Origin of the sequence: Caballeronia sp. dw_276 (assembly GCF_018449635.1) — a bacterium.
GTDB lineage: Bacteria > Pseudomonadota > Gammaproteobacteria > Burkholderiales > Burkholderiaceae > Caballeronia.
Genome location: NZ_JAAVUV010000010.1, coordinates 200,332 through 224,711, shown reverse-complemented (window position 1 = coordinate 224,711; position 24,380 = coordinate 200,332). Strand labels below are relative to the sequence as shown.

Sequence of the window (24,380 nt, the reverse complement as noted above, 5' to 3'; positions counted from 1 at the left end):
ATTTTATCGGAGAGAAGACGCTATGCGTCGCAAAACGTTGCGGGTGATGGAATTTTGACTTCCGCCGGGCAACGTGTTTAGAGGAAAAATATCTAAAAATTGCTCAAAAACATCAAAATTCAATACGTTCAACTTTTGTAAGCTGAATATCTAGTAAAAGCCTCTTTCGGAGGCATTTTGTCGCAATAGTGCGTTGCATATCCCGCGCGGTTGATGCCCTGCCAAACAAAAAAACCGAAGCGCGAGGCTTCGGTTTTCTTGTCCAACATTCACCAGCCAATCAATCAGCCAACAAAAGCCTTCTCCACCACGTAATGTCCCGGATGATTGTTGCTGCCTTCCTGGAAGCCCATTTCATCGAGAATTTGACGTGTGTCGCGCAGCATGTGCGGGCTGCCGCAAAGCATCACGCGATCGTTTTCCACGGAGAACGGCGCGACGTCCAGATCGGAGAAGAGTTTCTTCGTTTCGATCAGATCCGTGATCCGGCCGCGGTTGGCAAACTCTTCGCGCGTGACCGTCGGGTAATACACCAGCTTTTCTTGGATCAGTTCGCCGAGGTGCTCGTGCGCCGGAAGATGCTCGGTGATGAAATCCTTGTACGCGAGTTCATCGACAAAACGGCAGGTATGCGTGAGCACGATCTTGTCGAACCGATCGTAGACGTCCGGGTCCTTGATGATCGACATGAACGGCGCGAGGCCCGTGCCGGTCGAGAGAAGCCACAGCGTCTTGCCCGGCAGGAGATTGTCGGCGACCAGCGTACCCACCGGCTTCTTGCCGATCAGCACCGGATCGCCCACTTTCAAGTGCTGCAGGCGCGACGTCAGCGGACCGTCCTGAACCTTGATGCTGAGGAACTCGAGATGCTCTTCGTAGTTGGCGCTCGCCAGGCTGTAGGCGCGCAGCAGCGGCTTGCCGTCGACCTCGAGGCCGACCATGGTGAACTGCCCGTTTTCGAAACGGAAAGCGGAATCGCGCGTGCACGTAAAGCTGAACAGCGTGTCGGTCCAGTGGTGGACGCTCAGAACGGTTTGAGGATTAAGGTTGCTCATGGCTTCATGGATAGTGCGGAATCAGGGCGGCGCAGTGGTGCGTGCCGGTGACCGTTCAGACAACTGGGCACGATTGCGACGACAACACCTTAAAGGCGCAACGAAAGCAATGCTGCAGATTGTTCACGCGGGCACGCGCCGGAGTCCGGCAGCACGCTTCAAACCGGGCCTGTAACTGCGAAAACTACGAAGGCCCTCGCGCCCGGAGCGAATGTTCCGCATTCCCCGCTGCCGCACGCGTAATCGGCTATTTTACCGCACACGCGTTTCTCAGGTTGGAGGAGGAACTTCCGGAGTCCGCATGATAGCAACGCGACCGTGGCGGCACGGCAAAAGCCCTGCTGTCGTCAGGCTGGGAAGCACGCCGGGAAACGCTGACGGCGCTTAAACAGATATGAAGCTCGCGAGGGCATCAGGAACGGCGCAGGAGCGGCGCAGCCGCGCCGCTCCCACGGTGTCACGTCTTAAACGCGCTGATCCGTCGATGGCTTTTCCCAAAGGTTGATGCCGCCTTCGGTCGCGTGCTGATCGATTTCCGCGAGTTCTTCCTTCGTGAACTCCAGATTCTTCAACGCGCCGACATTCTCCGTCACCTGCTCCGGACGGCTCGCGCCAATCAGCACCGACGTCACGCGGCCGCCGCGCAACGCCCACGCCAGCGCCATTTGCGCGAGGCTTTGACCGCGCCGTTGCGCCAGATCGTTGAGCTTGCGAACGTGCTCGATATTCTGCGCGCTCAAATGCTCCTGCTTCAGCGATCCGCCGCCCGGCTTGTTCACGCGTGCATCGGCGGGAACGCCGTTCAGATACTTGCCCGTCAAGAGCCCTTGCGCCAGCGGCGTGAAAGCGATGCTGCCCGCGCCGACACCATCGAGCGTATCGAGCAGTTCTTCTTCGATCCAGCGGTTCAGCATGTTGTACGACGGCTGATGAATCAGCAGCGGCACCTTGTGCTCGGCAAGCAACTTCGCCATTTCACGCGTCTTCGCCGGCGAATACGACGAAATCCCCACGTACAGCGCCTTGCCCGAATGCACGGCGGTTGCGAGCGCGCCGGCGGTTTCTTCGAGCGGCGTATCGGCATCGAAACGATGGGAATAGAAAATATCCACGTAGTCGAGGCCCATGCGCTTCAGGCTTTGATCCAGCGACGCCAGCACGTACTTGCGCGAACCGCCGCCCTGGCCGTACGGGCCCGGCCACATGTCCCAGCCCGCCTTCGACGAAATCAGCAACTCATCGCGATACGGCTTGAAGTCGTCCTTGAACAAGCGTCCGAAATTGGTCTCCGCGCTGCCGTACGGGGGGCCGTAGTTGTTGGCCAGATCGAAGTGCGTAATGCCGAGATCAAACGCGGTGCGCAGGATGTCGCGCTGCGTGGAGATCGGCGTGGTGTCGCCGAAGTTGTGCCAAAGACCCAGCGACAACGCCGGCAACTTCAGCCCGCTTTTGCCGCAGGTGCGGTAAGCCATCTGCGAATAGCGCTCGGAAGCTGCTTCGTAAGCCATGACGTAATCCTCGAATCGATGATGTGGGAAAGGGTTTTGCAAGCACAAACGAGAAACAATCGCGCGGCGCGTGATCAGATTCATGTCGTCTGACATGCGCCGGGTCCGACATGGTATCGAATCACGAGAACTCGTGTCGGCCTTGACCCGAAAGACTTCAAGGCTATCCCGATATTCGGGACCTAGGCCGGATGGCTAACGCAGGGAACGCGCGGGGAACGTTTTGCCTGCCGCATGAGCCCAATCCTGCTCACAAGAACAAGGAGAAGTTTCATGGACCCGCTCGACAAACTACGCCCCGTCTACAACTTTCTGATGACGTCGGGCGTTTCGTTTGGCATCGACTTGCTGATGGCCGTACTGATATTGCTGGTTGGCTGGTGGATTTCGAACCGCGTTGCCAATGCCGTCAAGCGCGCGCTCGGTCGCACGAATGCGGACGCCACGTTCACGCCGGTGATGGCGAGCCTCGTGCAATGGTCCATCCGCGTGGTTGCAATCGTCGCGGCGCTGGGCAAGTTCGGCGTCGCCGCGGCCAGCATTCTGACCGTGCTCGGCGCGGCGGGACTGGCAATCGGGCTGGCGTTGCAGGGCACGCTGCAGAACATCGCTGCCGGCCTGATGTTGCTGTTGCTGCGGCCGTTCAAGGTGGGCGATTACATCGAAGGCGCGGGCGCTACAGCCGGAACCGTCAACGAGATCGGCCTCTTCACCACGCGCCTGACGAAAAGCGACGGCGTCATCATGTTCGTTCCAAACAGCACGATCTGGGCGAATCCGGTCACGAACTTCACCGCGAACGATCGCCGGCGCGTGGTGCTGAACGTGATCATTCCGGAAGATCAGAACATCGAGGAATCGCTGGCTTCGCTGCATCGGATCGTGGAAACGGACCCGCGAATCATCAACGATGAAAAAACGAAACCGTGGATTGCCGTGTCCGAATACACCGATACCGGCGTGAAGCTGAATATCGGCGTATGGACGAACCGGACCGATTACGCGAACCTGCAGGCGGACTTGCTGCGCCAGATCAAGCCTGGGATCAAGCCTGCCGAAGTACCCGCTGTACAGCCCGGAAGCGCGCCGGCGTGAAAGCCATTGTTTCGATGCTGGACGCATCCGCCCTGGTTGAATAAGCTTTCGGTCCAGACATAGACGAGACTTATATGACCAAGGCGATTTCCATTGCGCTGATCGTGGGCGGCGTGGTGCTGCTTTATTTTGGCGGGCAGTCGTTCCATTCGCTGAGCAACGACGTGTCGCGCTTTTTCACTGGATCGCCAACCAACAAGACCATCTGGTTGATCGCGGGCGGCATGGTCGCCATGCTCGCCGGGCTGATTGGCCTGGCGATTCCAGGCAAGGGCCGTTGAGCCAGGGCGCTAGATCAGCGGCACGTCTTCCTTCGATGCCGACCGCGTCTCCGGCAAAGGCAGGTTGCTCGCGCCGCGGTACGTGTAGACGAGCGAGAACTTCACGGCATCGGTGAGATTCTTGCCGGCGGAGTGCAGCGTGTTGCAGTGGAAAAAGACCACGTCCCCAGCATTCAATTTCGGCGATACCGCGCTGTGAATCAGCGCAGCGTTCTCCGGCAGGTCGGAGCGGAAGAACTTGGCGTCGTCAAAGCGCTCCGACGTGAACGGCAGCTTGTGCGACATCGGCACGAACCACAGCCCGCCGTTCTCCACCGTCTCGTCGCCGAGCGCGACCCATGCCGAAACCAGGTCGTCACGCTCGAAATTCCAGTACCTCACATCGCGATGCCATCCGGTCAGGCTGCCGTACGCCGGATGCTTCGTCATCACGCAATTGTGATGCGCAAGGGAAAGCACGGGCGTTTCGCCGAAATAGATTTCCATCCAGCCACGCACATCGGGCGACGTCGCCCAGTGCGCGAACAGCGGGTCACGGTTATAAGCGTCGAGCAATCTGCGTACGGTATGTCCGCCGGGCGCGTCCTTCGAGTTCGGCGCGCCGGGATATTGCAGGTCGGCTTCGAACTCCACCGGCGCGATGGCTTGCGCCAGATCTTGCCGCGCAACCGCGCGCATGGCTTCGCAACGTTCCGGCGTGACGACTCCGGGTACCACGACATATCCGTTTTCCCGCAACTCGCGGACTTGTTCCAACTTCGATTGATTCGGCATATCGGCTCACAGGGAAATGCGTTTTGCCGGCTGACCGCGGTTATAAGCAAACCGTAAGCGAACCGGCAAATTTAGGGCGAATACATCGATTGTAAATCGCCGTGGCCGGTCCGGCGCGCCGCCGCGTGTGGGAGGGTGCCTCCAACGAACTGCGGGAAAGTGCCGACTTCCTGCGGTAACAATTCTTCGATAATCTCCGGCGCATTGAGAGAGCACATCGAAAATCGCTTTCGATGAAAATCTATTAAATAAGTGCGCGATTCAGTCCGCAACTTTTCTTGTGTTCAACTGCTCGAACTGTTGAACGCTTTTTTTGACACGACTAATGTCGGGTCATTGCCTTAGGCAACTCAAGTTTGTGAGATCCATGAATATCCGTTTCGCCAATCGTCTCACTCGTGTCGCTGTCCGCGCGGCACGCCCCGCCGGGCGACGCGTCGTCCGCGCCTTGCGCCACCATTCGGCGCGTACTCAATTGCTCGCAGGGAAATTCAGAAATTCGCACCCCGTGGATGGGATTCGTTCGTGGTTTCACGGTTTCTTCTCGAATCTCCGTTTAAGGGCGGTATCACGTCAAGCTGCGCTTAAAGCCTTATTGCGAAAACCGGCGCAATTACGCGCGCCTGTTTCAAAATCGAAACCATTACCGGGTGTAATTAATACGTCGAGCCGACGTCCGCGCAGACTTTCTGCAAGCTCGGGATGGTTTGGGTTTTCCACGCGTTAATCATTTCCGCATACATTAAGCCGCTGGAAATGCAAAAAGCCCGCCGAGCAAGAACAACGCTCGGCGGGCTTTTTTCATACGATGAACTTATGCCGTTTCGGTTACAGGCTCCGTACCAGCGGCTTCGGCCAGCAACAGCGCCTTGTCGGTGGCTTCCCACGTGAATTCCGGCTCTTCGCGGCCGAAGTGACCATACGCCGCCGACTTTTCATAGATCGGACGCAGCAGGTCGAGCATCTGGATGATGCCCTTCGGACGCAGATCGAAATGCTCGAGCACGAGTTCCTGGATCTTCGCGTCCGAAACACGGCCCGTGCCGAACGTGTTCACCATGACCGACGTCGGGCGCGCGACGCCAATGGCGTACGACACCTGGATCAGGCACCGTGAGGCCAGGCCTGCCGCCACGATGTTCTTTGCGACATAACGTCCCGCGTAAGCCGCCGAACGGTCGACCTTCGACGGATCCTTGCCGGAGAACGCACCGCCGCCATGAGGCGCCGCGCCGCCGTATGTATCGACAATGATCTTGCGGCCCGTCAGACCGCAATCGCCTTGCGGACCACCGATCACGAAACGCCCGGTCGGGTTCACGAGGAACTTGATGTCGCCCTTGATCAACTCGGCCGGCAGCACCGGCTTGATGATCTCTTCGATCACGGCTTCGCGCAGCGCCTTCAATTCGATGTCCGGCGCATGCTGCGTGGAGAGCACGACCGTATCGATGCTGTGCGCCTTGCCATCCACATAACGCACCGTGACTTGCGACTTCGCGTCGGGACGCAGCCAGTTCAGACGGCCGTCGCGGCGCATGTTCGCCTGGCGCTCGACCAGACGATGCGACAGGTGAATGGGCAGCGGCATCAGCTCGGGCGTTTCGTCGCAGGCGTAGCCGAACATCAGACCCTGGTCGCCGGCGCCTTGGTCGAGGTTGTCGTCGTGCGCAGCGTCAACACCTTGCGCGATGTCCCGCGACTGTTTGTCATACGCCACGAGCACCGCGCAACCGCGATAGTCGATACCGTAATCCGTGTTGTCGTAGCCAATACGCTTGATGGTGTCGCGCGCGACCTGAATGTAGTCGACGTTCGCTTGCGTGGTGATCTCGCCTGCCAGGACGACCAGGCCGGTGTTGCAAAGCGTTTCGGCAGCGACGCGCGAGTACTTGTCCTGAGCCAGGATGGCGTCGAGGATGGCGTCGGAGATCTGGTCGGCAACCTTGTCCGGGTGGCCTTCGGAGACGGATTCAGAGGTAAAGAAGTAATTGTTTGACACGCTTCAGACTCCAATTTAGATACGGGTAGGTTACTCACGTAGCCGACTTCGTTTGGAGTCTGAAGCGGCGACGCTTTAGCGGAAAACATGGTCCGAAACGCACCGTTAAGCACGTTCCGGCTTCGCCCCGCAAGTTGTCCATTAACTCGGCGAAGGTTTTATTATAGCGACTTCTCTAATTTGTCACAGAGCCGACCGTTTGTTGCCAACCAAGATAAACCCTCATTCACTCATTGCCCGGAACGCTTCCCGGTACCACAAGAAACCTGCCTTCACGATCCTCGGGAGCGTCACATGTTAGGTCGCATCGGGGTCGCACTCGCCGTCGGTTTGCTGAAACTGCTTGCCCTCGTCCCATACGGCATTACGGCTCGCTTCGGCGATGCCCTCGGCTGGCTGCTTTATCAGATTCCGAGCCATCGGAAACGGATCGTGCACATCAACCTGAGCCTCTGCTTCCCAGAGTGGACGCCGGAGCGCCGCGAGGAAGTTGCGCAAAAGCATTTCCGGCACGCGATCCGCAGTTATGTGGAGCGCAGCGTGCAATGGTTCGGCTCGGCGGAAAAGCTCACCAAGCTGATCCAAGTGGAAAGCGAGGTCGATCTTCTCGATCCCGACATGCCGCCGACCTTGCTGCTCGGCTTTCACTTCGTTGCCATCGAAGCCGCCTCGGTCTGGATCAACCACGAACTGCACCGCACATGCGGATCGCTGTACCAGCCGATGTCGAACAAGACGCTCGATGACGTCGCGAAGAAGCAGCGCGGCCGTTTCGACGCTGAACTGGCAAGCCGTGCCGACAGCGCCCGGGTCGTGTTGCGATGGCTGCGTGACCGCAAGCCCGTGATGCTCGGCGCCGACATGGACTACGGCATGCGCAACTCGACCTTCGTGCCGTTCTTCGGCGTGCAGGCGTGCACGCTGACAGCAGTCGGCCGGCTGGCCAAAACCGGCCATGCGCAGATCATGCCGTTCATTGGCGAAGTTCTGCCGAACTACAAGGGGTACAAGCTCAAGGTATTCAAGCCCTGGGACAACTACCCGACCGGCGAAGACGACGCCGACGCGCGGCGCATGAATGCGTTCCTGGAAGAGCAAGTGCGCCTCATGCCGGAACAGTACTATTGGGTGCACAAACGCTTCAAAACGCGACCGCCGGGCGAGCCGGGCTTTTATTGACGGATCCAGTATCGGGGAAACGGCCGGCGATTGCTGCAAAAACCCGGACGCATCCCCCATTCGGCCTAGTGCATGCGCTTGCTGCGCGTCACTTACAATAGCGACATGAAACTCGAATTCACGAAAATGCAGGGCGCCGGTAACGACTTTGTCGTGCTCGACGGCTACTCAAAACCGCTCTCATTGAACGCGGCGCAGGTGCGCGCGCTCGCGGACCGCCACTTCGGCGTGGGCGCGGACCAGTTGCTGCTGGTCGAAAGGCCGGATATCGACGGCGTGGATTTCAAGTACCGCATCTTCAATTGCGATGGTGGCGAAGTCGAACATTGCGGCAACGGTGCGCGCTGTTTCGTGAAGTTTGTTCGCGACCGCGGGCTGACGAACAAGATGAGCGTTCGCGTGCAAGTGCATCAAGGCGTGATCGTGTTGACCATGCAGGAAAACGGCGACGTCGTGGTGGACATGGGACGCCCCGAGTTCGATCCCGCGCGTGTGCCGTTCAATGCCGAGGGCCTGGAAAGCCGTGCAGAAGGCGCCGATTTGCTTTGGCCGCTCAATGTCCAGAACGAAACCCGCTGGATTTCCACGGTATCGATGGGCAATCCTCACGCCGTGCTGGTCGTCGCGGACGTTGAAATTGCGCCCGTGCTGACTGAAGGACCGTTGATCGAACATCACGTGCGCTTTCCGAAGCGGGTGAACGCGGGGTTCATGCAGATCGAGAGCCGGAATGCCGTCAAGCTGCGGGTCTACGAGCGCGGCGCGGGTGAAACGCTAGCCTGCGGAACCGGCGCATGTGCGGCCGTCGCTGCGGGCATTCGCCGCGGCCTGCTTGACTCCCCGGTACGCGTTCAGACGCACGGCGGCGTGCTCACCATCACCTGGGACGGCGCGCGCGATCCAGACGCGGCGCTTTTCATGGCCGGCCCAGCCACAACCGTATTTGAAGGTGAGATCGAGCTGCATGTCGACCTCACCACAGCCGTTTGACCGCCAGGATTCCGATGTTGCCCGATACCATGACCGAACGAGAAGTCGCCGATTATCTCCTCGCCAATCCTGATTTTTTTGCCGCGCATGCAGAGCTGCTGGGCACCATCCGCCTGTCCAATCCGCATGGCAAGTCAGCCGTGTCGCTGCAGGAAAGGCAGATGGAAATGCTGCGCGACAAGAACAAGCAAATGGAACGCCGTTTAGCCGAATTGCTGCGCTACGGGCACGAGAACGACAGCATCGCGGCGAAGTTTCACAGGTGGACGATTCGGGTCATGTCCGAACGCGATCCGCATGCCTTGCCCAAGACCATTCCCGCGGGTCTCTGCGAAATCTTCGAAGTGCCGCAAGCGGCGCTGCGCGTGTGGGACGTGGCGGAACCTTACGCGCAGGCCGAGTTCGCACGAACCACCAGCGAAGAAGTACGCACTTTCACAAGCAGCCTGACAACGCCGTACTGCGGTGCGAATACCGGTTTCGAGGCTGCTCAGTGGCTGACGTCGGCCAGTTCGGTATCGGTGGCTTCGGCTGCCACAGATGGCATCGTCGATACCGCGAACACCACCGAGTCCATCGCGCTGATCGCGCTGCGCGATCCGTCAGCGGGCCCGGAAGCGCCCGCGTTCGGCCTCCTGGTCATGGGTTCGCCCGATCCGCGGCGCTTCCACGAAGGTATGGCAACGGATTTTCTCTCGCAGATCGGCACGCTCGGCAGCGCCGCGCTCAGCCGCTTGCTGCCCCACTGACATGATCGCCGATCCGGTTTCCGCCTATTTATCGATGCTCGAGCACGAGCGGCGGTTATCGGAACATACGCTGCGTGGCTACACGCACGAACTCGACGAGCTAAAAAAGCTCGCCAACGGCCGCGCGCTGGAATCCCTCGTTGCAACCGATATGCGCGGCGCCGTCGCCCGTGCTCACGGCGGCGGACTTTCGGCGCGGTCGATTGCGCATCGCTTATCGGTGTGGCGGGCGTTTTATCGCTGGTTCGCCGAGCGCGTGGACATGCCGGCAAATCCCGTCGCCACCGTACGGGCGCCGAAACGCGCGAAAAGCTTACCGAAGGCGCTTTCCGTCGATGACGCCAACGCGCTCATGGAAGCGCCTCATCTGGATACCCCCGAAGCGCTGCGCGACCACGCCATCCTCGAACTGTTCTATTCGTCCGGTTTGCGCCTGGCTGAACTGGTTGGAATCGACGTCCATTTCGTGCAATCGGAAGGGTATTCGTCGGCGGGATGGCTCGATCTGGCAAGCGCCGAAGTGAACGTGCTCGGCAAGGGAAACAGGCGGCGCTCGGTGCCGGTCGGCAGCAAGGCGATCACCGCATTGCGCGCATGGATCGAAGTCCGCGGACAGTTCGTCAAGCTCGATCCGCACGCGCTGTTTTTATCGGTACGCGGCAACCGCATGACGCCAAATGTGGTGCGTGATCGCGTGAAACGCATGGCGTTGCTGGCCGGCGTGCCATCCAATGTGCATCCGCACGTGCTGCGGCATTCGTTCGCCACGCACGTGCTTCAGTCCAGCGGCGATCTCCGCGCCGTGCAGGAACTTCTCGGCCACGCGAGCATTACCGCGACCCAGGTTTATACGTCTCTCGACTTTCAGCATCTGGCGCGCGTCTACGACCAGGCCCATCCTCGCGCCAAAAAGCGAGACTAAGCAACGCTTCACCCTGGCTTTTACAAATAGCCAGGAACATCAAAGCGTGGCTGCGCCGTATCCGTCAGCGCGTTCACAAGAAGGCCGAATGAACACCATCACGCTGAAACCGGCGAAAGACAAGTCGCTCGCGCGCCGCCATCCGTGGATCTACGCAACTGCCATAGAGCACGTAGAGGGCAAGCCCGCGCCCGGCGCGACCGTGCTGATCCGCTCGCACGAGGGCTGCTTTCTTGCTCGCGGGTCGTACAGCCCGGTGTCGCAGATTCGCGCGCGTGTCTGGAGTTTCGATGAAACCGAACCTATCGATCACGCGTTTTTCAAACGGCGCGTCCAGCGGGCAATCGCCCACCGGCGAACCATGGTGCGCGATACCGGCGCCACGCGGCTGATCTTTGGCGAGGCGGACGGGTTGCCGGGGTTGATCGTGGATTACTACATCGCCGACGACGAAACCCGGCGCGGCCAACTCGTCTGCCAGTTCATGGCGACGGGCGTGGAATTGTGGAAGGACGCCATCGTAAAGGCGCTGATTGGCGCGACCGGTTGCCCGAATGTGTACGAGCGCTCGGATGTATCGATCAGACAGAAAGAAGGTCTCGAACCGATCACCGGTGTGCTGGCCGGCGAGCCGCCGCCGGAAGCTCTGATGATCGCGAACGAGGGCGGCGTGCGTTATCACATCGATGTAAAACACGGCCATAAAACCGGCTTCTACATCGATCAACGCGACAACCGCGCGCTCGTGCGCGGGTACGCCGCCGATCGCGACGTGCTCAATTGCTTTTGCTACACGGGCGGTTTTTCGCTCGCGGCGTTGAAAGGCGGAGCAAAACGGGTGGTTTCGATCGATTCTTCCGGCGACGCCCTCGCCCTCGCGCAGCGCAACGTGACGGCGAACAGATTTGATCCTGAGCGCGCCGAATGGCTCGACGCCGATGCCTTCAAAACCTTGCGTCGATTGCACGAAGAAGGCCAGCGCTTCGATCTGATCGTGCTCGATCCGCCGAAATTCGCGGCATCGCGGGAACATGTCGACCGGGCCGCGCGCGCCTACAAGGACATCAATCTCACCGGGTTCAAGCTGCTGCGCCCGGGCGGCCTTTTGTTCACCTATTCGTGTTCGGGCGCAATCGACGCCGATTTGTTCCAAAAGATCATCGCGGGTGCCGCAGCGGACGCAAAAGTCGACGCGCGAATCCTGAAACGCCTGGGCGCCGGCATCGATCACCCGCTTTTGACCGCGTTTCCTGAAGGGGAATACCTGAAAGGCCTATTGTTGCAAATCGAATGAGCGGCCATAGTTGATAGCTCGGTGGACGCCCTGGTTGATAGCCAAGGCAACCCGATACAAAGCACCCTATTGACAAGTATGTTCAAATAATTAGCTGACTGCGTGATTTAGAGGGCGATATCGCGTCCCTGCGGCCATCCCGCCGCCCGAATCGCGCTGCACGAATAACCTTTGACCTCAGAGAACAGGCGACCATCATGATTCCCGTTACCATCCTGACCGGCTTTCTGGGCAGCGGCAAAACCACCCTGCTCAAGCGCATCCTGAACGACCAGCACGGCATGAAGATCGCCGTGATCGAGAATGAGTTTGGCGAGGAAAACATCGACAACGAGATCCTCGTCCAGGAAACGAACGAACAGATCATCCAGATGAGCAACGGCTGCATCTGTTGCACGATTCGCGGCGATCTGGCGCGCGCGCTGGAAGATCTGGCAGATCGCAAGAAGGCCGGCACGCTGAATTTCGACCGCGTGGTGATCGAGACCACCGGTCTCGCGAATCCGGGTCCGGTTGCGCAGACGTTCTTCATGGATAACGCCATTGCGGATGCATTCCTGCTCGACGCCATCATCACGCTGGTCGACGCCAAGCACGCGAACCATCAGCTCGACGAACACGAAGTCGTGCAGCGCCAGGTGGGTTTCGCTGACCGCCTGTTCATCACGAAGTCGGATCTCGTCGATGCCGCCGCGCTCGAAGCCCTGAAGCATCGTCTCGTGCACATGAACCCACGTGCAGCCATCAAGGTCGTGAATTTCGGCGATGCCGACATCAAGGAAATCTTCGACCTGCGCGGCTTCAACTTGAATTCGAAGCTGGAAATCGACCCGGATTTCCTCGCGGAAGACGATCACGACCATGCGCACGATCATGGTCATGACCACGCTCATGATGACGATCACGACCACGCGACTTGCGGTCACGATCACAGCCATGATCACGAGCACGGCCACAATCATGCGAACCATCACCACGCGCATCACGACGACAAGATCAAGTCGTTCGTATTTCGCAGCGATCGCGCCTTTGATCCAAACCGGCTCGAAGACTTTCTCGGCGGCATTCTCCAGATTTACGGCGAACGCCTCTTGCGCTACAAGGGCGTGCTTTATATGAAAGGCGTCGATCGCAAGGTCGTGTTCCAGGGCGTGCACCAGATGATGGGCAGCGACCTCGCCGCAAAGTGGCAACCGATTGAAAAGAAGAACAGCAAGATGGTGTTTATCGGTATCGAATTACCGCAGGATCTGATCATCGACGGGCTGACGGCCTGCCTGGTTTAATCCGCTTCAACCGCCTGAATCGGGCCTGCGCGAAGTCGACCATCGGCTTCGCGCATTTTTTTGCGGTTTTACGCCGGAAATGCCTGTTTCTGGCACCTTTCTCGCTATTTCTCGCCTGCAGCGCACCCAAATGCCTGCATCGAGATGGCTAAAATCCTTGGCACTCGAAGGGCTCGACGAGCAGCCAGGGATTTTTGGCGACGACCGTCGTTGCAATATGTGCTCGCACCCACCAAGAACCATCGCTTTTTAAACGTCGCCGCGTTATATTTTTGAGATATCGAACGAATCGCTGGAGCGTTTTGCGTGAGCCTGGTACGCCATTGCGATTCAGTTACAATACAGCCCCCACTGGACCGGCCCGGGAAACGGTTTAGCCTGGCGCGCCAAGGGTAAGCCCCTATCCGCACCGACAAAGGCGACCCTGGCTACGCGAGCCAAACACGATGGCAAGAAGGTGTAAGTGCAGAGTAGGTGTTGTTCCGAACATCGGATAGCGGGCAATTCGCTTGAAAATCAACCCAAGGGATTGGCTGCAAGGTGCGCTTTGCACCGTGGAAGATGCAGGCTTTTGGCCTGACCGGTGGATGGAGTAGTTGTTGGCGAGTATCGCCGGAATTCGGGGAAATCCGGACAACGGCGGCGGCGAGCGCGGCGAGCGACCGCGAAGATGGCGAACGACATCGCCCCACATTGAAGAAGCAAGCCAGATGACGACGAATCGATTGTTGACCGAAGACGAAATCCTGAAGATGGGTGACAAGGATTACATGAACGGCGATCAACTCGCGTTCTTCAGGGTCCGACTGGAGCAGTTGCAGGCCGATATTCTCAAGAATGCAGGCCAGACGACGGAAAACCTGCGGGAAACCGTCATCGTTCCGGACCCGGCGGATCGCGCGACGATCGAGGAAGAACACGCCCTCGAACTGCGCACCCGCGACCGCGAACGCAAGCTGCTGAAGAAAGTACAGCAGTCGCTCGCGCGCATCGAGTCCGGCGATTACGGCTGGTGCGAGGAAACGGGCGAACCGATCGGCATTCCGCGCCTGATCGCGCGACCGACGGCAACGCTCTCGCTTGAAGCGCAGGAACGACGCGAGTTGCGCCAGAAGCTGTTCGGCGACTGATACGCGTTGCCGGCACGCGCTGCGGCTGAAGTCGCGGCGGGAAACGCGCCGGCTGCAAAATCTGCAAGCATTGGAAAGGCACACGAGAGTGTGCCTTTTTGTTTTGTGCGCGCGCTTTTGGATTTGGCGCCTTTTCCATACGTCGACGGCTGGAGAAGCCATTGGACGCAAGATGCCGCCTGATGCGTCTTGATAATTTCCCGCGCGCCCTAAAATGGACTGGACGCGCTCTCGTGGCGCGGGCGTGACGAGAGTCCGTCGAGCGCACCGCCGCACGCGCCCGGCCTCTTTCACGTTCCCAAAGGATTCCCCGGCGGCGCAGCGCGCCCCTCAGCTTTCAAAGGAATGCACATGGAACAATTTCACGGCACGACAATCGTCTCCGTGCGACGCGACGGCAAGGTCGCCTTGGGCGGCGACGGCCAGGTGACGCTGGGCAATATTGTGATGAAAGGGGGCGCCAAGAAAGTGCGCCGTATCTATGGCGGCAAGGTGCTCGTCGGCTTTGCGGGCGGTACGGCCGATGCGTTTTCGCTCCTCGACCGCTTCGAGGCGAAGCTGGAAAAACATCAAGGAAATCTGACGCGCGCCGCCGTGGAACTCGCCAAGGACTGGCGCACGGACCGCATGTTGCGCCGTCTGGAAGCCATGCTGATCACCGCCGATGCGCAAACCACGCTCGTCATCACGGGTAACGGCGACGTGCTCGATCCCGAAAACGGCATCTGCGCGATCGGTTCGGGCGGTGCGTATGCGCAAGCCGCGGCGCAAGCGTTGACGGAAAACACCGAACTCTCGCCGCGCGAAATCGTCGAAAAAGCGCTGACCATTGCCGGCGACATGTGCATTTACACGAACCACAATCGCGTCATCGAGACGATCGAGTAACAGGACAAGGACCAACGATGACAACCATGACTCCCGCCGAGATCGTCTCGGAACTCGATAAACACATCATCGGCCAGGGCCGCGCGAAAAAGGCCGTCGCCGTCGCGTTGCGCAACCGCTGGCGCCGCCAGCAGGTCGCCGAGCCGCTGCGCCAGGAAATCACGCCGAAAAACATTCTGATGATCGGACCGACCGGCGTCGGCAAGACGGAAATTGCGCGGCGTCTCGCGAAACTCGCCGATGCGCCGTTCATCAAGATCGAAGCAACGAAATTCACTGAAGTGGGTTACGTGGGCCGGGATGTAGATAGCATCGTGCGCGATCTGATCGAGATTTCGGTCAAGCAGACGCGCGAAACCGAGATGCGCAAGGTGCGATCGAAAGCAGTTGATCGCGCGGAAGACCGGATTCTCGACATCCTTCTGCCGAGCGCGCGTCCCGTGGGTTTCGGCGCGGGTGAGACACAGGACGACAGCACGAACAGCACGCGCCAGACGTTCCGCAAGCGTCTGCGCGAAGGGCTGCTCGATGACAAGGAAGTCGAGATCGATGTCGAAGCGCCGCAAGCCAGCATGGACATCATGGGGCCGCCGGGCATGGAAGAGATGACGGACCAGATCCGTTCCATGTTCGCGAATATTGGCGGCGGCAAAAAGACGCAGCGCAAGCTGAAGGTCAAGGAAGCGCTGAAGCTGCTCACCGACGAAGAAGCCGGCAAGCTGCTGAACGACGAAGAGGTCAAGACGAAGGCCGTTCAAAACGTTGAGCAGAACGGCATCGTGTTTCTGGATGAGATCGACAAGATTGCGTCGCGCAGCGAAGCGGGCGGCGCTGAAGTATCGCGTGCGGGCGTGCAGCGCGATTTGCTGCCGCTGGTGGAAGGCACCACGATCAATACGAAATACGGGATGATTAAGACAGATCACATCTTGTTCATTGCGAGCGGTGCGTTCCATCTTGCCAAGCCGAGCGACCTGATCCCGGAATTGCAGGGCCGGTTCCCGATTCGCGTTGAACTGGATTCGTTGTCGGTGGAAGACTTCGAAGCCATCCTGAATACGACCGACGCGAGCCTGGTCAAGCAATATACGGCGCTTCTCGCAACGGAAGACGTCCAGCTCGACTTCAGCCCCGAAGGCATTCGCCGGATGGCCGAGATCGCGTTTTCGGTAAACGAGAAGACCGAGAACATCGGCGCGCGGCGGCTATATACCGTGATCGAAAAGTTGCTGGAAGAAGTGTCGTTCGCGGCGGGAAATCACGCGGGTCAACCGGTGAAGATCGATGCGGCGTATGTCGATAAAGCGCTGAACAACGTAGCCGAAGACGAGGACTTGTCGCGCTACGTGCTTTAATCACGAAGGGCAAAAGAAGGCGGCGCGCCATTTCGAACCATCGAAATGGCGCGCCGCTTTTTCATTGGCGAACCGGCTTCTTCGCGAGCTTGCGTTGCAACGTACGCCGATGCATGTTCAGCGCCCGCGCCGTAGCCGAAATGTTGCCGCTGTTTTCGGCCAGTACGCGTTGAATGTGCTCCCACTCGAGCCGCGCCACGGACAACAACGCCGGATGCTCGATCGCCTCTTCCGCCGTCTGTTCGCTCGCCTCTTCCTGAAGCGCCGACAAGATCGTCTCGACGTTCGCCGGCTTGGCCAGATAGTTATCGGCGCCGTCTTTCACAGCCTGAACCGCCGTCGCGATACTCGCATAACCCGTCAGCACGAGAATCCGCGCATCGGGTTGCAGATCGCGCAACGGCGCGACGAGCGTCAGTCCGGAGTCGTTGCCAAGGTGTAAGTCGACGGTGATTTGTCCAAACTTCTGCGTGTTCGCGAGACGCAACGCCGCGGCGGCATCGTGCGCCTGATGCGGCGTATAGCCGCGCCGAGTCAGGCCGCGCGCGAGGATGCCCGAGAACACTTCATCGTCGTCGATAACCAAAAAATTCTTGTCGCTCATGCTCTTTTCTCCGTGGAGACGGAAGCCGCGACTCCGCCGCGGCCCGTCCTTGCTGCTTTGTCACGCGATTCTGGGGCGCTTGTATCGGCGAGACGCAAGATGGCGTGCGTGCCGCGAGGGCTTGCCGCCGTCAGCTCGATCGATCCGCCGAGCCGCGCTGCTGCTGAGAATGCCAGATACAAGCCGACGCCGTGACCGCCCTGCGTGCTGTCGACCGGCGTCGCGCCGAGCGAGCCGCGCAGCCCGGCGGGAATGCCCGGACCCTGGTCGCGTACATCGAATTGAATCACGGGCTCGCCAAGATGCCGCGCCGCCGATGTCGAGAGCGTCACCGAATCGCTGCTGGCCCGGGCCGCATTATCCAGCAGAATGGTCAGGATCTGTCCGACCGCGACCGGATCACTCAGGAATAGGCTGGCGCGCTTGTGCTCCTCGGCTTCGATCAGCTCGAAGCGCACGTGCGGATGGCGCAAGCGCCATTGTTCGACAAACCCATGCAGCCAGTCATCCAGCGATTGCCGCGGCGCAGGCTCGCTCGCACGGCTACGCAAGCGGGCGAGCGCGGACGTGCACAAGCTCATTTGCTGCTCCAGCAATTCGATGTCCGCGGCGTACGGCGCAAGATGCGGATCGTGACGCGCGGAATCGCGCAGTTCCTCGCTGAGCATCGCAATGGTCGACAAAGGCGTGCCGATTTCATGTGCAACGGTCGCGGCCTGAACGCCGAGCGCAACGGCGCGTTCGTCGCGCAGAAGGCGCTCCTGGGCATCGGCCAGGGCGAAATCGCGCGCACGCAACGCCCGCGACATGCGGGCCACGAACCACCCGATCAAGCCCACGCTCACCATGAAATTCACCCACAACCCGATACGGAAATACTCGAACAGGTTCAGCGGATCTTCCATGTTCAGCGGCACGTAGCTGACGGTAAGCAGCGCGTAGCAAGCCACGGCGAACAGCGCTAGCCAGACCGACAGGTTCCACGGCAGCACGGCGGATGCAATTGCAAGCGACGGCAAATACAACGTAACGAAAGGGTTGGTCGCGCCGCCGCTCAGGAACAGCAGCGCGGACAAAGCGCCCAGATCAACCCAAAGTTGTCCGAACAATTCAAGATTGGTTTCAGGCCGCTCGCGCATGACGCGAGTCCACGTGATCGCGTTGAACATGACTTCGAGCGAAATGATGGTCAGCATTGCTGCCATCGGAAGGTGCGCGCCGTAGAAAGTCTGAACGACCGCAATGGTCACCAGCTGGCCGATGATCGCAAGGCTGCGAAGCCAGAAAAGGTGACCGAGATTGACGCGGCCCGTGGTTGTGATTCGATGCATTTCAGTAATCGTCGCGCTTAATTTCAGAATAGTCTAATGGCCGCGATGGGTGATTTGCCGCACCATTGAATGTTGTCTCGTACAGGGCGGCTCGGCCGCACACTCACATGAATCGCAGCCAATCGTCCCGCCCCGACGCGCTTTTGAGCGAAACGCCACTCGTTCAAGACGCTACTCAGGACACCACGCAGAACTCCATTATCTCGCGCGTCCTGTCCGCGTACCTTGAAAACGCCAGGATCGCCGGTACTGCCGGTAGTCAGGCAGAACGCGCCACCTGGTTGCACGCCGCTGTGCTGCTTGAACCCGCGCGCGTGGAAACAGTGCTGGATCTCATCGACTCCTTGTTGAAGCAAAATCGCATTGCCGAGGGCATTAGGCTTGGCACGCAAGTCGTCGAAACGCATCCGCAGCACGCGCTCGCACTCTGGCATCTGGGCTATGCGCTACAGCTCGCCGACCGTCACGCCGAGGCCATTCCGCTTTACGAACGCGCGCACGCAATCGATGCATCCGTTCCAACCCTGCGCAACAATCTGGCAGTTGCCTACGAGCTGACGGGTCGGGAAGCAGACGCGCTGAAGCTTCTTGAAGAAGCCGTCGCTGCGAATTCCTCCGATATCGAAGCGTGGACGAATCTGACGCGCATGTATCCGCGCCGCTGGGAACTGGAGCATGCGCTCGTGGCGGGCAAACGCGCCACTCAGATCGATCCGTCGAACGCGCTGGCGCTGTCGAACTACAGCCTCGCGTTGAAAGAAGCGCAGCGTTGGAAAGAATCCACTGAGGCGGCCACGGCGGCTGTGGACCTCGCGCCGCACATGACGCGCCTTCCCTTCAACCTGTCCATTCTCGACCTCGTGCAAGGCAACTATGCGCGCGGCTGGGCGAACTTCGAAACGCGCTGGGACGGGTCCAGCGAGCTGCGCAATTCGCATCCTAAATTCAATACGCCGCGCTGGAACGGCGAGTCACTCAAGGGCAAGACGTTGCTGCTGTGGGGCGAACAGGGTTTTGGCGACGCGCTGCAATTCTCGCGCTTCCTTCCCATGCTGGCGAAAAAGGTCAGCGCCCAGGGCGGCAATCTTGTTTGGGTCGCGTTCAAGGCCGTGTTTCCGCTGATGGCGCGCATGGCGCCGAAGAACGTCGAGTGCATTCCGCATGACGCTCCGCTGCCCGACTTCGATTTCCACTTCCCGCTGCTGAGTTTGCCGCTGCATTTCGGCATTGAAGAGGAAACGATTCCGTCGAAACGCGCGTATCTTTCGTCGGACACGGATCTGGCCGCCGAATGGCGCGCCGAATTCGCCGCCGACAAACGCCTGCGCGTGGGTCTTGTATGGAGCGGCAGCGAAACCCATCAGCGAAATATGTTCCGCAGCGTGGGCATCGAACGATATGCCGAGGCGTTCAAGGGCATCGAAAACGTCGCGTTTTTCTCGCTGCAGAAAGAAGCGTCGGGCGCGGTATCAACGGCTCGGGACGGCGGGTTCGAGATCGCCGATCGCACGGGCAAGTTCGAGACGTTCGATGACACCGCGGCGTTCATCGATTCACTGGATCTCGTGATCACCGTGTGCACGAGCGTGGCGCATCTCGCGGCCGCGCTCGGCAAACCAACGTGGATTCTGCTCGACGTCAATCCGCACTGGGTCTGGCAACTCGAACGCACGGACAGCCCGTGGTATCCAACGGCCAAGTTGTATCGGCAGGAAAAGTTCGGGCAGTGGGAGCCGGTCATGAGCGAGGTCGCGCGCGATCTGGCATTGCTCGCGGCCACGCACACGGGTGCTGCGCCCCGCAAACGCCCGGCAAAGAAAACGACAGCGTAAGGCGCGTCGGTTTTTTAGCCGCCATTACACGGTGGTCCGGCCAGCCGGATCGCCGTTTTTATTTGCCTTCGATCGGGTTGATTTCCCGACTCAGGCATGCGGGGCACAAGCACGCCAGCCGAGGCGCCAATTTATTGGCCGGCAAAACCGGCATCGACGCGCACCAGCATGTGGCATCGCCCATCTGTTGACCGCAACGCAAAACCGCGCCGCAGCGGGCGCAATGTTGCGATGCAGACGATCCGAAGCGCGTATCGGTCACGATATTGAGGAAGCCCGGTAAAAGCGGAGCAGTGGTTTGCGCGAACACCATTGTTTCACGCTCCGGCCCCATACTGGAGCAGCCGCGCGCCGGTTGCCGCCCGTTCTCGCAAATGCAATGCTGAATACAGTGCCAAACGCCTGATGCAACGCGTCAGTCCTGTACAATTCCGCCTGTTTAAACTGCTCTTCGCCCCATCGCCGCCATGTCCGAGCTTCCCGACCTTACGCAGATCGCGCCGACCCTGAAAGCCGAAATCCTGGCTGAGGCGTTGCCTTACATCAAGCAGTATCACGGCAAAACGATCGTGATCAAATACGGCGGCAACGCGATGACCGAGGAGCGCCTGAAACAGGGCTTCGCGCGTGACGTGATCCTGCTGAAACTGGTCGGCATCAATCCGGTGATCGTGCACGGCGGCGGACCGCAGATCGATCAGGCGCTCAAGAAAATCGGCAAGCAGGGCACGTTCATTCAAGGCATGCGCGTCACCGACGAAGAGACCATGGAAGTGGTCGAGTGGGTGCTGGGCGGCGAAGTGCAGCAGGATATCGTCACGCTGATCAATCATTTCGGCGGGCAGGCGGTCGGACTGACTGGCAAGGACGGCGGGTTGATCCACGCACGCAAGCTGCAAATGCCGGATCGCGACAATCCGGGTGAATTCATCGATATCGGACAAGTGGGTGAAGTCGAAGCCATCAATCCGGCCGTCGTGAAGGCGCTGCAGGACGACGCGTTCATTCCGGTGATCTCGCCAATCGGCTTTGGCGAAGACGGTCTGTCGTACAACATCAACGCGGATTTGGTCGCGGGCAAACTGGCGGTCGTGCTGAACGCCGAGAAGCTCGTCATGATGACCAACATTCCTGGCGTCATGGACAAAGCCGGCAACCTGCTGACCGATTTGTCGGCGCGCGAAATCGATGCGCTTTTCGCTGATGGCACCATTTCCGGCGGCATGCTGCCGAAGATTTCGTCGGCGCTGGATGCGGCGAAGAGCGGCGTGCGCTCGGTTCATATCATCGATGGGCGGATCGAGCATTCCGTGCTGCTCGAGATCCTGACCGAACAGCCGTTCGGGACGATGATCCGCTCGCATTGAGCGTGCAATCTCCACGTCCAACCCGGCGCCGCGTGACCAAACGCGGTGGCCCTGTCTGGCTTTTCGATCTCGACAACACCCTGCATCACGCGTCGCACGAGATTTTTCCGGCGATCAACCGCGGCATGACGCAATACATCATCGACCGGTTGGGGGTTGATCTGGAAGAGGCGAACCGGCTTCGCACCGGTTACACCCAGCGATACGGCGCCACGCTGCTGGGTCTCGTGCGTCATCACTTTATCGACGCCAACGATTTTCTCGACGTCGTTCATACGTTCACCGATCTTCCTTCCATGGTTCGCGCCGAGCGCGGGCTGGCTCGCATGATTCGCGCCTTGCCGGGACGCAAGATCGTGCTGACCAACGGGCCGTCCATTTACGCGCACGCGGTGTTGTCAGAGTTGGGTATCGGCAAGTTGTTCGAGCGCGTGATCGCGATCGAGGACATGCAGGACCGCAGCGGCTATTGGCGCGCCAAACCCGACGCGGGCATGTTGAGGCGCGCCATGCATCGCGCGGATGTCCGGCTCTCCGACGCCATTCTTGTCGAAGACACGCGCGGACATCTGAAACGTTATAAACGCCTGGGTATTCGAACGGTCTGGATCACCGGACATTTGCCGACGGTTCGACATGCCAGCGACAGCGGCTTCATGCGCTCTGCGGCGCGCGGCCGGCCGCATTACGTCGATCTCAAAATTCGGTCCTTGAAGGGCTTGAGCGCATTCCGGTAAGAGAACCGCTTCACAAATTCCGATATACTTAATCACTTATCTTGTTTCATCGCGCCGATTTGCTGACTCGATTGCGGGCGCGCGAACCCTGACCCGGTTCACTATAAATGCGGCTAAAGAGGTTGTCAGCCGCGCCGCTTTTTCTTCTACGCGCACAGCCGACGCCGTTTAGCCGCCCTTGTTTTCTCTAGGCGGATGAATGGAATCAATCGGCATCGTCACTCCCCAGACACTGCATTTCACCGAGCCGCTGCGCATGCAGAACGGCAGTTTGCTCGGCGATTACGATCTCGTTGTCGAAACCTACGGCACGCTCAATGCCGCACGCTCCAACGCCGTGCTCGTTTGCCATGCACTGAACGCGTCGCATCACGTCGCCGGCGTGTATGCCGATGACCCCAAGAATGTCGGCTGGTGGGACAACATGGTCGGTCCCGGCAAGCCGCTGGATACGAACAAGTTTTTTGTCATCGGCGTGAATAATCTGGGTTCGTGCTTCGGCTCGACCGGCCCGATGAGCATCAACGCCACCACCGGCAAGCCCTACGGCGCGAGTTTCCCCGTGGTCACGGTCGAGGACTGGGTTCACGCTCAGGCGCGCGTGGCGGATCTGTATGGCATCGAAAAATTCGCAGCCGTGATGGGCGGAAGCCTCGGCGGCATGCAGGCGCTGGCCTGGAGCATGATGTATCCGGAGCGCGTGGCGCACTGCATTGTGGTGGCATCGACGCCGAAGCTTTCCGCGCAGAACATCGCGTTCAACGAGGTCGCACGCTCGGCCATCCTCTCCGATCCCGATTTCCACGGCGGCAATTACTACGCGCACGGGGTGAAGCCGCGACGTGGCCTGCGCGTGGCGCGCATGATCGGCCACATCACCTACCTATCCGATGACGACATGGCCGCCAAGTTCGGCCGCGCCTTGCGCCGGGCAGAAGGCGCGGTTGACGCCTACAACTTCAATTTCGACGTCGAGTTCGAAGTCGAATCGTACCTTCGGTATCAAGGCGATAAATTCGCCGAATACTTCGACGCCAACACCTACCTGTTGATCACCCGCGCGCTCGATTACTTCGATCCTGCCAAGGCCTTCGACGGCGACCTGACCAAATCGCTTGCGCACACGACGGCGAAATACCTGATCGCGAGTTTCTCGACCGACTGGCGTTTCGCGCCGGCCCGTTCGCGCGAACTCGTGAAGGCGCTGCTCGATCACAAGCGCACGGTGAGCTACGCCGAAATCGATGCACCGCACGGCCACGACGCCTTCCTGCTCGACGATGCGCGCTATCACAACCTGATGCGCGCCTATTACGAACGCATTGCCGCCGAGGTGGGCGCATGAACCAGATCACGCTGGACTCTCTTTCCCTGCGCTCGGACTTTCGGGCAATCGCGCGCTGGGTCGAGCCGAATTCATCGGTGCTGGATCTGGGATGCGGCGATGGGTCGCTGCTCTCGCTTTTAGGCGAAGAACTCGATGTCACCGGCTACGGCATCGAAATCAACGACGCCGGCGTTCTGGCCTGCGCGCAAAAGGGCGTCAACGTCATCCAGCAGAATCTGGAAGACGGCTTGCGCCTGTTCGAAGACGGCAGCTTCGACTTCGCAATCCTTTCGCAGACCCTTCAGACCATCCATCAAACCGCGGCGATCCTGCGCGAAACCGTGCGCGTCGGGCGTGAATGCATCGTCTCGTTCCCGAACTTCGGTTACTGGCGGCACAGGCTGACGGTGCTGCAGGGACGCATGCCGGTATCGAAAACGCTGCCTTATCAATGGCATAACACGCCGAACGTGCGCGTGCTGACCATCCAGGATTTCGAGGCGCTGGCGCCGGAAGTGGGTATCGAGATACTCGATCGGGTTGTGCTGCACGGCGGGCAGTCGATCCGTTGGGGCGCGAACTGGCGTGGTAGCCTTGCGGTCTATCGCGTAAAGCGTAGCTGAACTGATCGCCCGTTCACCGCTTGGCGCATCGCCCACCGCATCAAACTGATT

Annotated in this window: 23 protein-coding genes; 16 read left to right on the top strand and 7 right to left on the bottom strand. The window is 59.7% G+C overall.

The window, feature by feature from the left end:
• Positions 1–284 precede the first annotated feature (284 nt).
• A complete protein-coding gene (locus HB633_RS21640) occupies positions 285–1,055 on the bottom strand; it encodes a ferredoxin--NADP reductase (protein WP_062168626.1) in 771 nt (256 codons plus the stop codon).
• A gap of 464 nt (positions 1,056–1,519) precedes the next feature.
• The gene (mgrA, locus tag HB633_RS21635; protein ID WP_213780186.1) at positions 1,520–2,563 is read right to left on the bottom strand and encodes an L-glyceraldehyde 3-phosphate reductase; all 1,044 of its coding nucleotides are present in this window, start codon (positions 2,561–2,563) and stop codon (positions 1,520–1,522) included.
• A 273-nt stretch (positions 2,564–2,836) separates the two neighbouring features.
• Here mgrA and HB633_RS21630 point away from each other — a divergent pair, with 273 nt between their 5' ends.
• Both HB633_RS21630 and HB633_RS21625 read left to right on the top strand, forming a co-directional pair.
• Positions 2,837–3,658, top strand: a complete 822-nt coding sequence (locus HB633_RS21630) for a mechanosensitive ion channel domain-containing protein (RefSeq protein WP_213780185.1) — start codon at positions 2,837–2,839, stop codon at positions 3,656–3,658.
• Between the two features lie 74 nt (positions 3,659–3,732).
• Positions 3,733–3,939, top strand: coding sequence for a DUF3185 family protein (locus tag HB633_RS21625; protein ID WP_213780184.1), 207 nt, complete (start codon positions 3,733–3,735; stop codon positions 3,937–3,939).
• A gap of 9 nt (positions 3,940–3,948) precedes the next feature.
• On the opposite strand, the gene HB633_RS21620 is transcribed toward HB633_RS21625, so the two are convergent.
• Together HB633_RS21620 and metK are read right to left on the bottom strand one after the other, a co-directional pair.
• Positions 3,949–4,713: a phytanoyl-CoA dioxygenase family protein gene (locus HB633_RS21620; RefSeq protein ID WP_213780183.1), complete on the bottom strand. Its 765-nt coding sequence runs from the start codon at positions 4,711–4,713 to the stop codon at positions 3,949–3,951.
• Positions 4,714–5,527: 814 nt separating this feature from the next.
• The gene (gene metK, locus HB633_RS21615) at positions 5,528–6,715 is read right to left on the bottom strand and encodes a methionine adenosyltransferase (RefSeq protein ID WP_213780182.1); all 1,188 of its coding nucleotides are present in this window, start codon (positions 6,713–6,715) and stop codon (positions 5,528–5,530) included.
• 294 nt (positions 6,716–7,009) lie between these two features.
• Here metK and HB633_RS21610 point away from each other — a divergent pair, with 294 nt between their 5' ends.
• The 9 genes from HB633_RS21610 to hslU all read left to right on the top strand — a co-directional run bounded on the left by HB633_RS21610 (position 7,010) and on the right by hslU (position 16,508).
• On the top strand, positions 7,010–7,894 hold the full coding sequence (locus HB633_RS21610) for a lipid A biosynthesis lauroyl acyltransferase (protein WP_213780181.1): 885 nt from the start codon (positions 7,010–7,012) through the stop codon (positions 7,892–7,894).
• Positions 7,895–7,999: 105 nt separating this feature from the next.
• Positions 8,000–8,884: a diaminopimelate epimerase gene (dapF, locus tag HB633_RS21605; RefSeq protein ID WP_213780180.1), complete on the top strand. Its 885-nt coding sequence runs from the start codon at positions 8,000–8,002 to the stop codon at positions 8,882–8,884.
• Positions 8,885–8,913: 29 nt separating this feature from the next.
• Positions 8,914–9,633: a DUF484 family protein gene (locus HB633_RS21600; protein ID WP_213780250.1), complete on the top strand. Its 720-nt coding sequence runs from the start codon at positions 8,914–8,916 to the stop codon at positions 9,631–9,633.
• Between the two features lies 1 nt (position 9,634).
• A complete protein-coding gene (gene xerC / locus HB633_RS21595) occupies positions 9,635–10,555 on the top strand; it encodes a tyrosine recombinase XerC (protein ID WP_213780179.1) in 921 nt (306 codons plus the stop codon).
• 88 nt (positions 10,556–10,643) lie between these two features.
• Positions 10,644–11,849, top strand: a complete 1,206-nt coding sequence (locus tag HB633_RS21590; protein WP_213780178.1) for a class I SAM-dependent rRNA methyltransferase — start codon at positions 10,644–10,646, stop codon at positions 11,847–11,849.
• A gap of 197 nt (positions 11,850–12,046) precedes the next feature.
• Positions 12,047–13,135 (top strand): GTP-binding protein, encoded by a 1,089-nt coding sequence (locus HB633_RS21585; RefSeq protein WP_213780177.1) that lies wholly within the window; start codon positions 12,047–12,049, stop codon positions 13,133–13,135.
• Between the two features lie 710 nt (positions 13,136–13,845).
• Positions 13,846–14,265 (top strand): RNA polymerase-binding protein DksA, encoded by a 420-nt coding sequence (gene dksA / locus HB633_RS21580; protein WP_062168608.1) that lies wholly within the window; start codon positions 13,846–13,848, stop codon positions 14,263–14,265.
• 351 nt (positions 14,266–14,616) lie between these two features.
• Positions 14,617–15,153, top strand: a complete 537-nt coding sequence (gene hslV, locus HB633_RS21575; RefSeq protein WP_056358562.1) for an ATP-dependent protease subunit HslV — start codon at positions 14,617–14,619, stop codon at positions 15,151–15,153.
• A 17-nt stretch (positions 15,154–15,170) separates the two neighbouring features.
• Positions 15,171–16,508, top strand: coding sequence for an ATP-dependent protease ATPase subunit HslU (gene hslU, locus HB633_RS21570; RefSeq protein ID WP_213780176.1), 1,338 nt, complete (start codon positions 15,171–15,173; stop codon positions 16,506–16,508).
• Between the two features lie 61 nt (positions 16,509–16,569).
• Here the strand turns inward: hslU and HB633_RS21565 are convergent, their stop codons facing one another.
• Entirely contained in the window at positions 16,570–17,112 is a 543-nt protein-coding gene (locus tag HB633_RS21565; protein ID WP_213780175.1) for a response regulator transcription factor, read from the bottom strand.
• Positions 17,109–18,443, bottom strand: a complete 1,335-nt coding sequence (locus HB633_RS21560) for an ATP-binding protein (RefSeq protein WP_213780174.1) — start codon at positions 18,441–18,443, stop codon at positions 17,109–17,111. The genes HB633_RS21565 and HB633_RS21560 overlap by 4 nt, the downstream gene beginning before the upstream one ends.
• Before the next feature lie 107 nt (positions 18,444–18,550).
• On the opposite strand from HB633_RS21560, the gene HB633_RS21555 reads away from it, so the two are divergent.
• Positions 18,551–20,275: a tetratricopeptide repeat protein gene (locus HB633_RS21555; RefSeq protein WP_213780173.1), complete on the top strand. Its 1,725-nt coding sequence runs from the start codon at positions 18,551–18,553 to the stop codon at positions 20,273–20,275.
• Positions 20,276–20,333: 58 nt separating this feature from the next.
• Here the strand turns inward: HB633_RS21555 and HB633_RS21550 are convergent, their stop codons facing one another.
• On the bottom strand, positions 20,334–20,588 hold the full coding sequence (locus tag HB633_RS21550) for a cysteine-rich CWC family protein (protein ID WP_213780172.1): 255 nt from the start codon (positions 20,586–20,588) through the stop codon (positions 20,334–20,336).
• A gap of 154 nt (positions 20,589–20,742) precedes the next feature.
• Between HB633_RS21550 and argB the strand changes: the two genes are divergently transcribed.
• The 4 genes from argB (at position 20,743) to metW (ending at position 24,329) form a co-directional block, all read left to right on the top strand.
• A complete protein-coding gene (gene argB / locus HB633_RS21545; protein WP_056358576.1) occupies positions 20,743–21,642 on the top strand; it encodes an acetylglutamate kinase in 900 nt (299 codons plus the stop codon).
• Between the two features lie 2 nt (positions 21,643–21,644).
• Complete coding sequence (locus HB633_RS21540; protein ID WP_213780171.1) at positions 21,645–22,379, top strand: pyrimidine 5'-nucleotidase; 735 nt, start codon at positions 21,645–21,647, stop codon at positions 22,377–22,379.
• 199 nt (positions 22,380–22,578) lie between these two features.
• On the top strand, positions 22,579–23,724 hold the full coding sequence (locus HB633_RS21535; RefSeq protein WP_213780170.1) for a homoserine O-acetyltransferase: 1,146 nt from the start codon (positions 22,579–22,581) through the stop codon (positions 23,722–23,724).
• Entirely contained in the window at positions 23,721–24,329 is a 609-nt protein-coding gene (gene metW, locus HB633_RS21530; RefSeq protein ID WP_213780169.1) for a methionine biosynthesis protein MetW, read from the top strand. Before HB633_RS21535 ends, metW begins: the two co-directional genes overlap by 4 nt.
• Positions 24,330–24,380: the final 51 nt, after the last annotated feature.

Coding starts and splice junctions, on each gene's coding strand:
- HB633_RS21640 (WP_062168626.1), bottom strand. CDS start 1,055: ATGAGCAACCTTAATCCTCAAACCGTTCTGAGCGTCCACCACTGGACC.
- mgrA (WP_213780186.1), bottom strand. CDS start 2,563: ATGGCTTACGAAGCAGCTTCCGAGCGCTATTCGCAGATGGCTTACCGC.
- HB633_RS21630 (WP_213780185.1), top strand. CDS start 2,837: ATGGACCCGCTCGACAAACTACGCCCCGTCTACAACTTTCTGATGACG.
- HB633_RS21625 (WP_213780184.1), top strand. CDS start 3,733: ATGACCAAGGCGATTTCCATTGCGCTGATCGTGGGCGGCGTGGTGCTG.
- HB633_RS21620 (WP_213780183.1), bottom strand. CDS start 4,713: ATGCCGAATCAATCGAAGTTGGAACAAGTCCGCGAGTTGCGGGAAAAC.
- HB633_RS21610 (WP_213780181.1), top strand. CDS start 7,010: ATGTTAGGTCGCATCGGGGTCGCACTCGCCGTCGGTTTGCTGAAACTG.
- dapF (WP_213780180.1), top strand. CDS start 8,000: ATGAAACTCGAATTCACGAAAATGCAGGGCGCCGGTAACGACTTTGTC.
- HB633_RS21600 (WP_213780250.1), top strand. CDS start 8,914: ATGACCGAACGAGAAGTCGCCGATTATCTCCTCGCCAATCCTGATTTT.
- xerC (WP_213780179.1), top strand. CDS start 9,635: ATGATCGCCGATCCGGTTTCCGCCTATTTATCGATGCTCGAGCACGAG.
- HB633_RS21590 (WP_213780178.1), top strand. CDS start 10,644: ATGAACACCATCACGCTGAAACCGGCGAAAGACAAGTCGCTCGCGCGC.
- HB633_RS21585 (WP_213780177.1), top strand. CDS start 12,047: ATGATTCCCGTTACCATCCTGACCGGCTTTCTGGGCAGCGGCAAAACC.
- dksA (WP_062168608.1), top strand. CDS start 13,846: ATGACGACGAATCGATTGTTGACCGAAGACGAAATCCTGAAGATGGGT.
- hslV (WP_056358562.1), top strand. CDS start 14,617: ATGGAACAATTTCACGGCACGACAATCGTCTCCGTGCGACGCGACGGC.
- hslU (WP_213780176.1), top strand. CDS start 15,171: ATGACAACCATGACTCCCGCCGAGATCGTCTCGGAACTCGATAAACAC.
- HB633_RS21565 (WP_213780175.1), bottom strand. CDS start 17,112: ATGAGCGACAAGAATTTTTTGGTTATCGACGACGATGAAGTGTTCTCG.
- HB633_RS21560 (WP_213780174.1), bottom strand. CDS start 18,443: ATGCATCGAATCACAACCACGGGCCGCGTCAATCTCGGTCACCTTTTC.
- HB633_RS21555 (WP_213780173.1), top strand. CDS start 18,551: ATGAATCGCAGCCAATCGTCCCGCCCCGACGCGCTTTTGAGCGAAACG.
- HB633_RS21550 (WP_213780172.1), bottom strand. CDS start 20,588: ATGGTGTTCGCGCAAACCACTGCTCCGCTTTTACCGGGCTTCCTCAAT.
- argB (WP_056358576.1), top strand. CDS start 20,743: ATGTCCGAGCTTCCCGACCTTACGCAGATCGCGCCGACCCTGAAAGCC.
- HB633_RS21535 (WP_213780170.1), top strand. CDS start 22,579: ATGGAATCAATCGGCATCGTCACTCCCCAGACACTGCATTTCACCGAG.
- metW (WP_213780169.1), top strand. CDS start 23,721: ATGAACCAGATCACGCTGGACTCTCTTTCCCTGCGCTCGGACTTTCGG.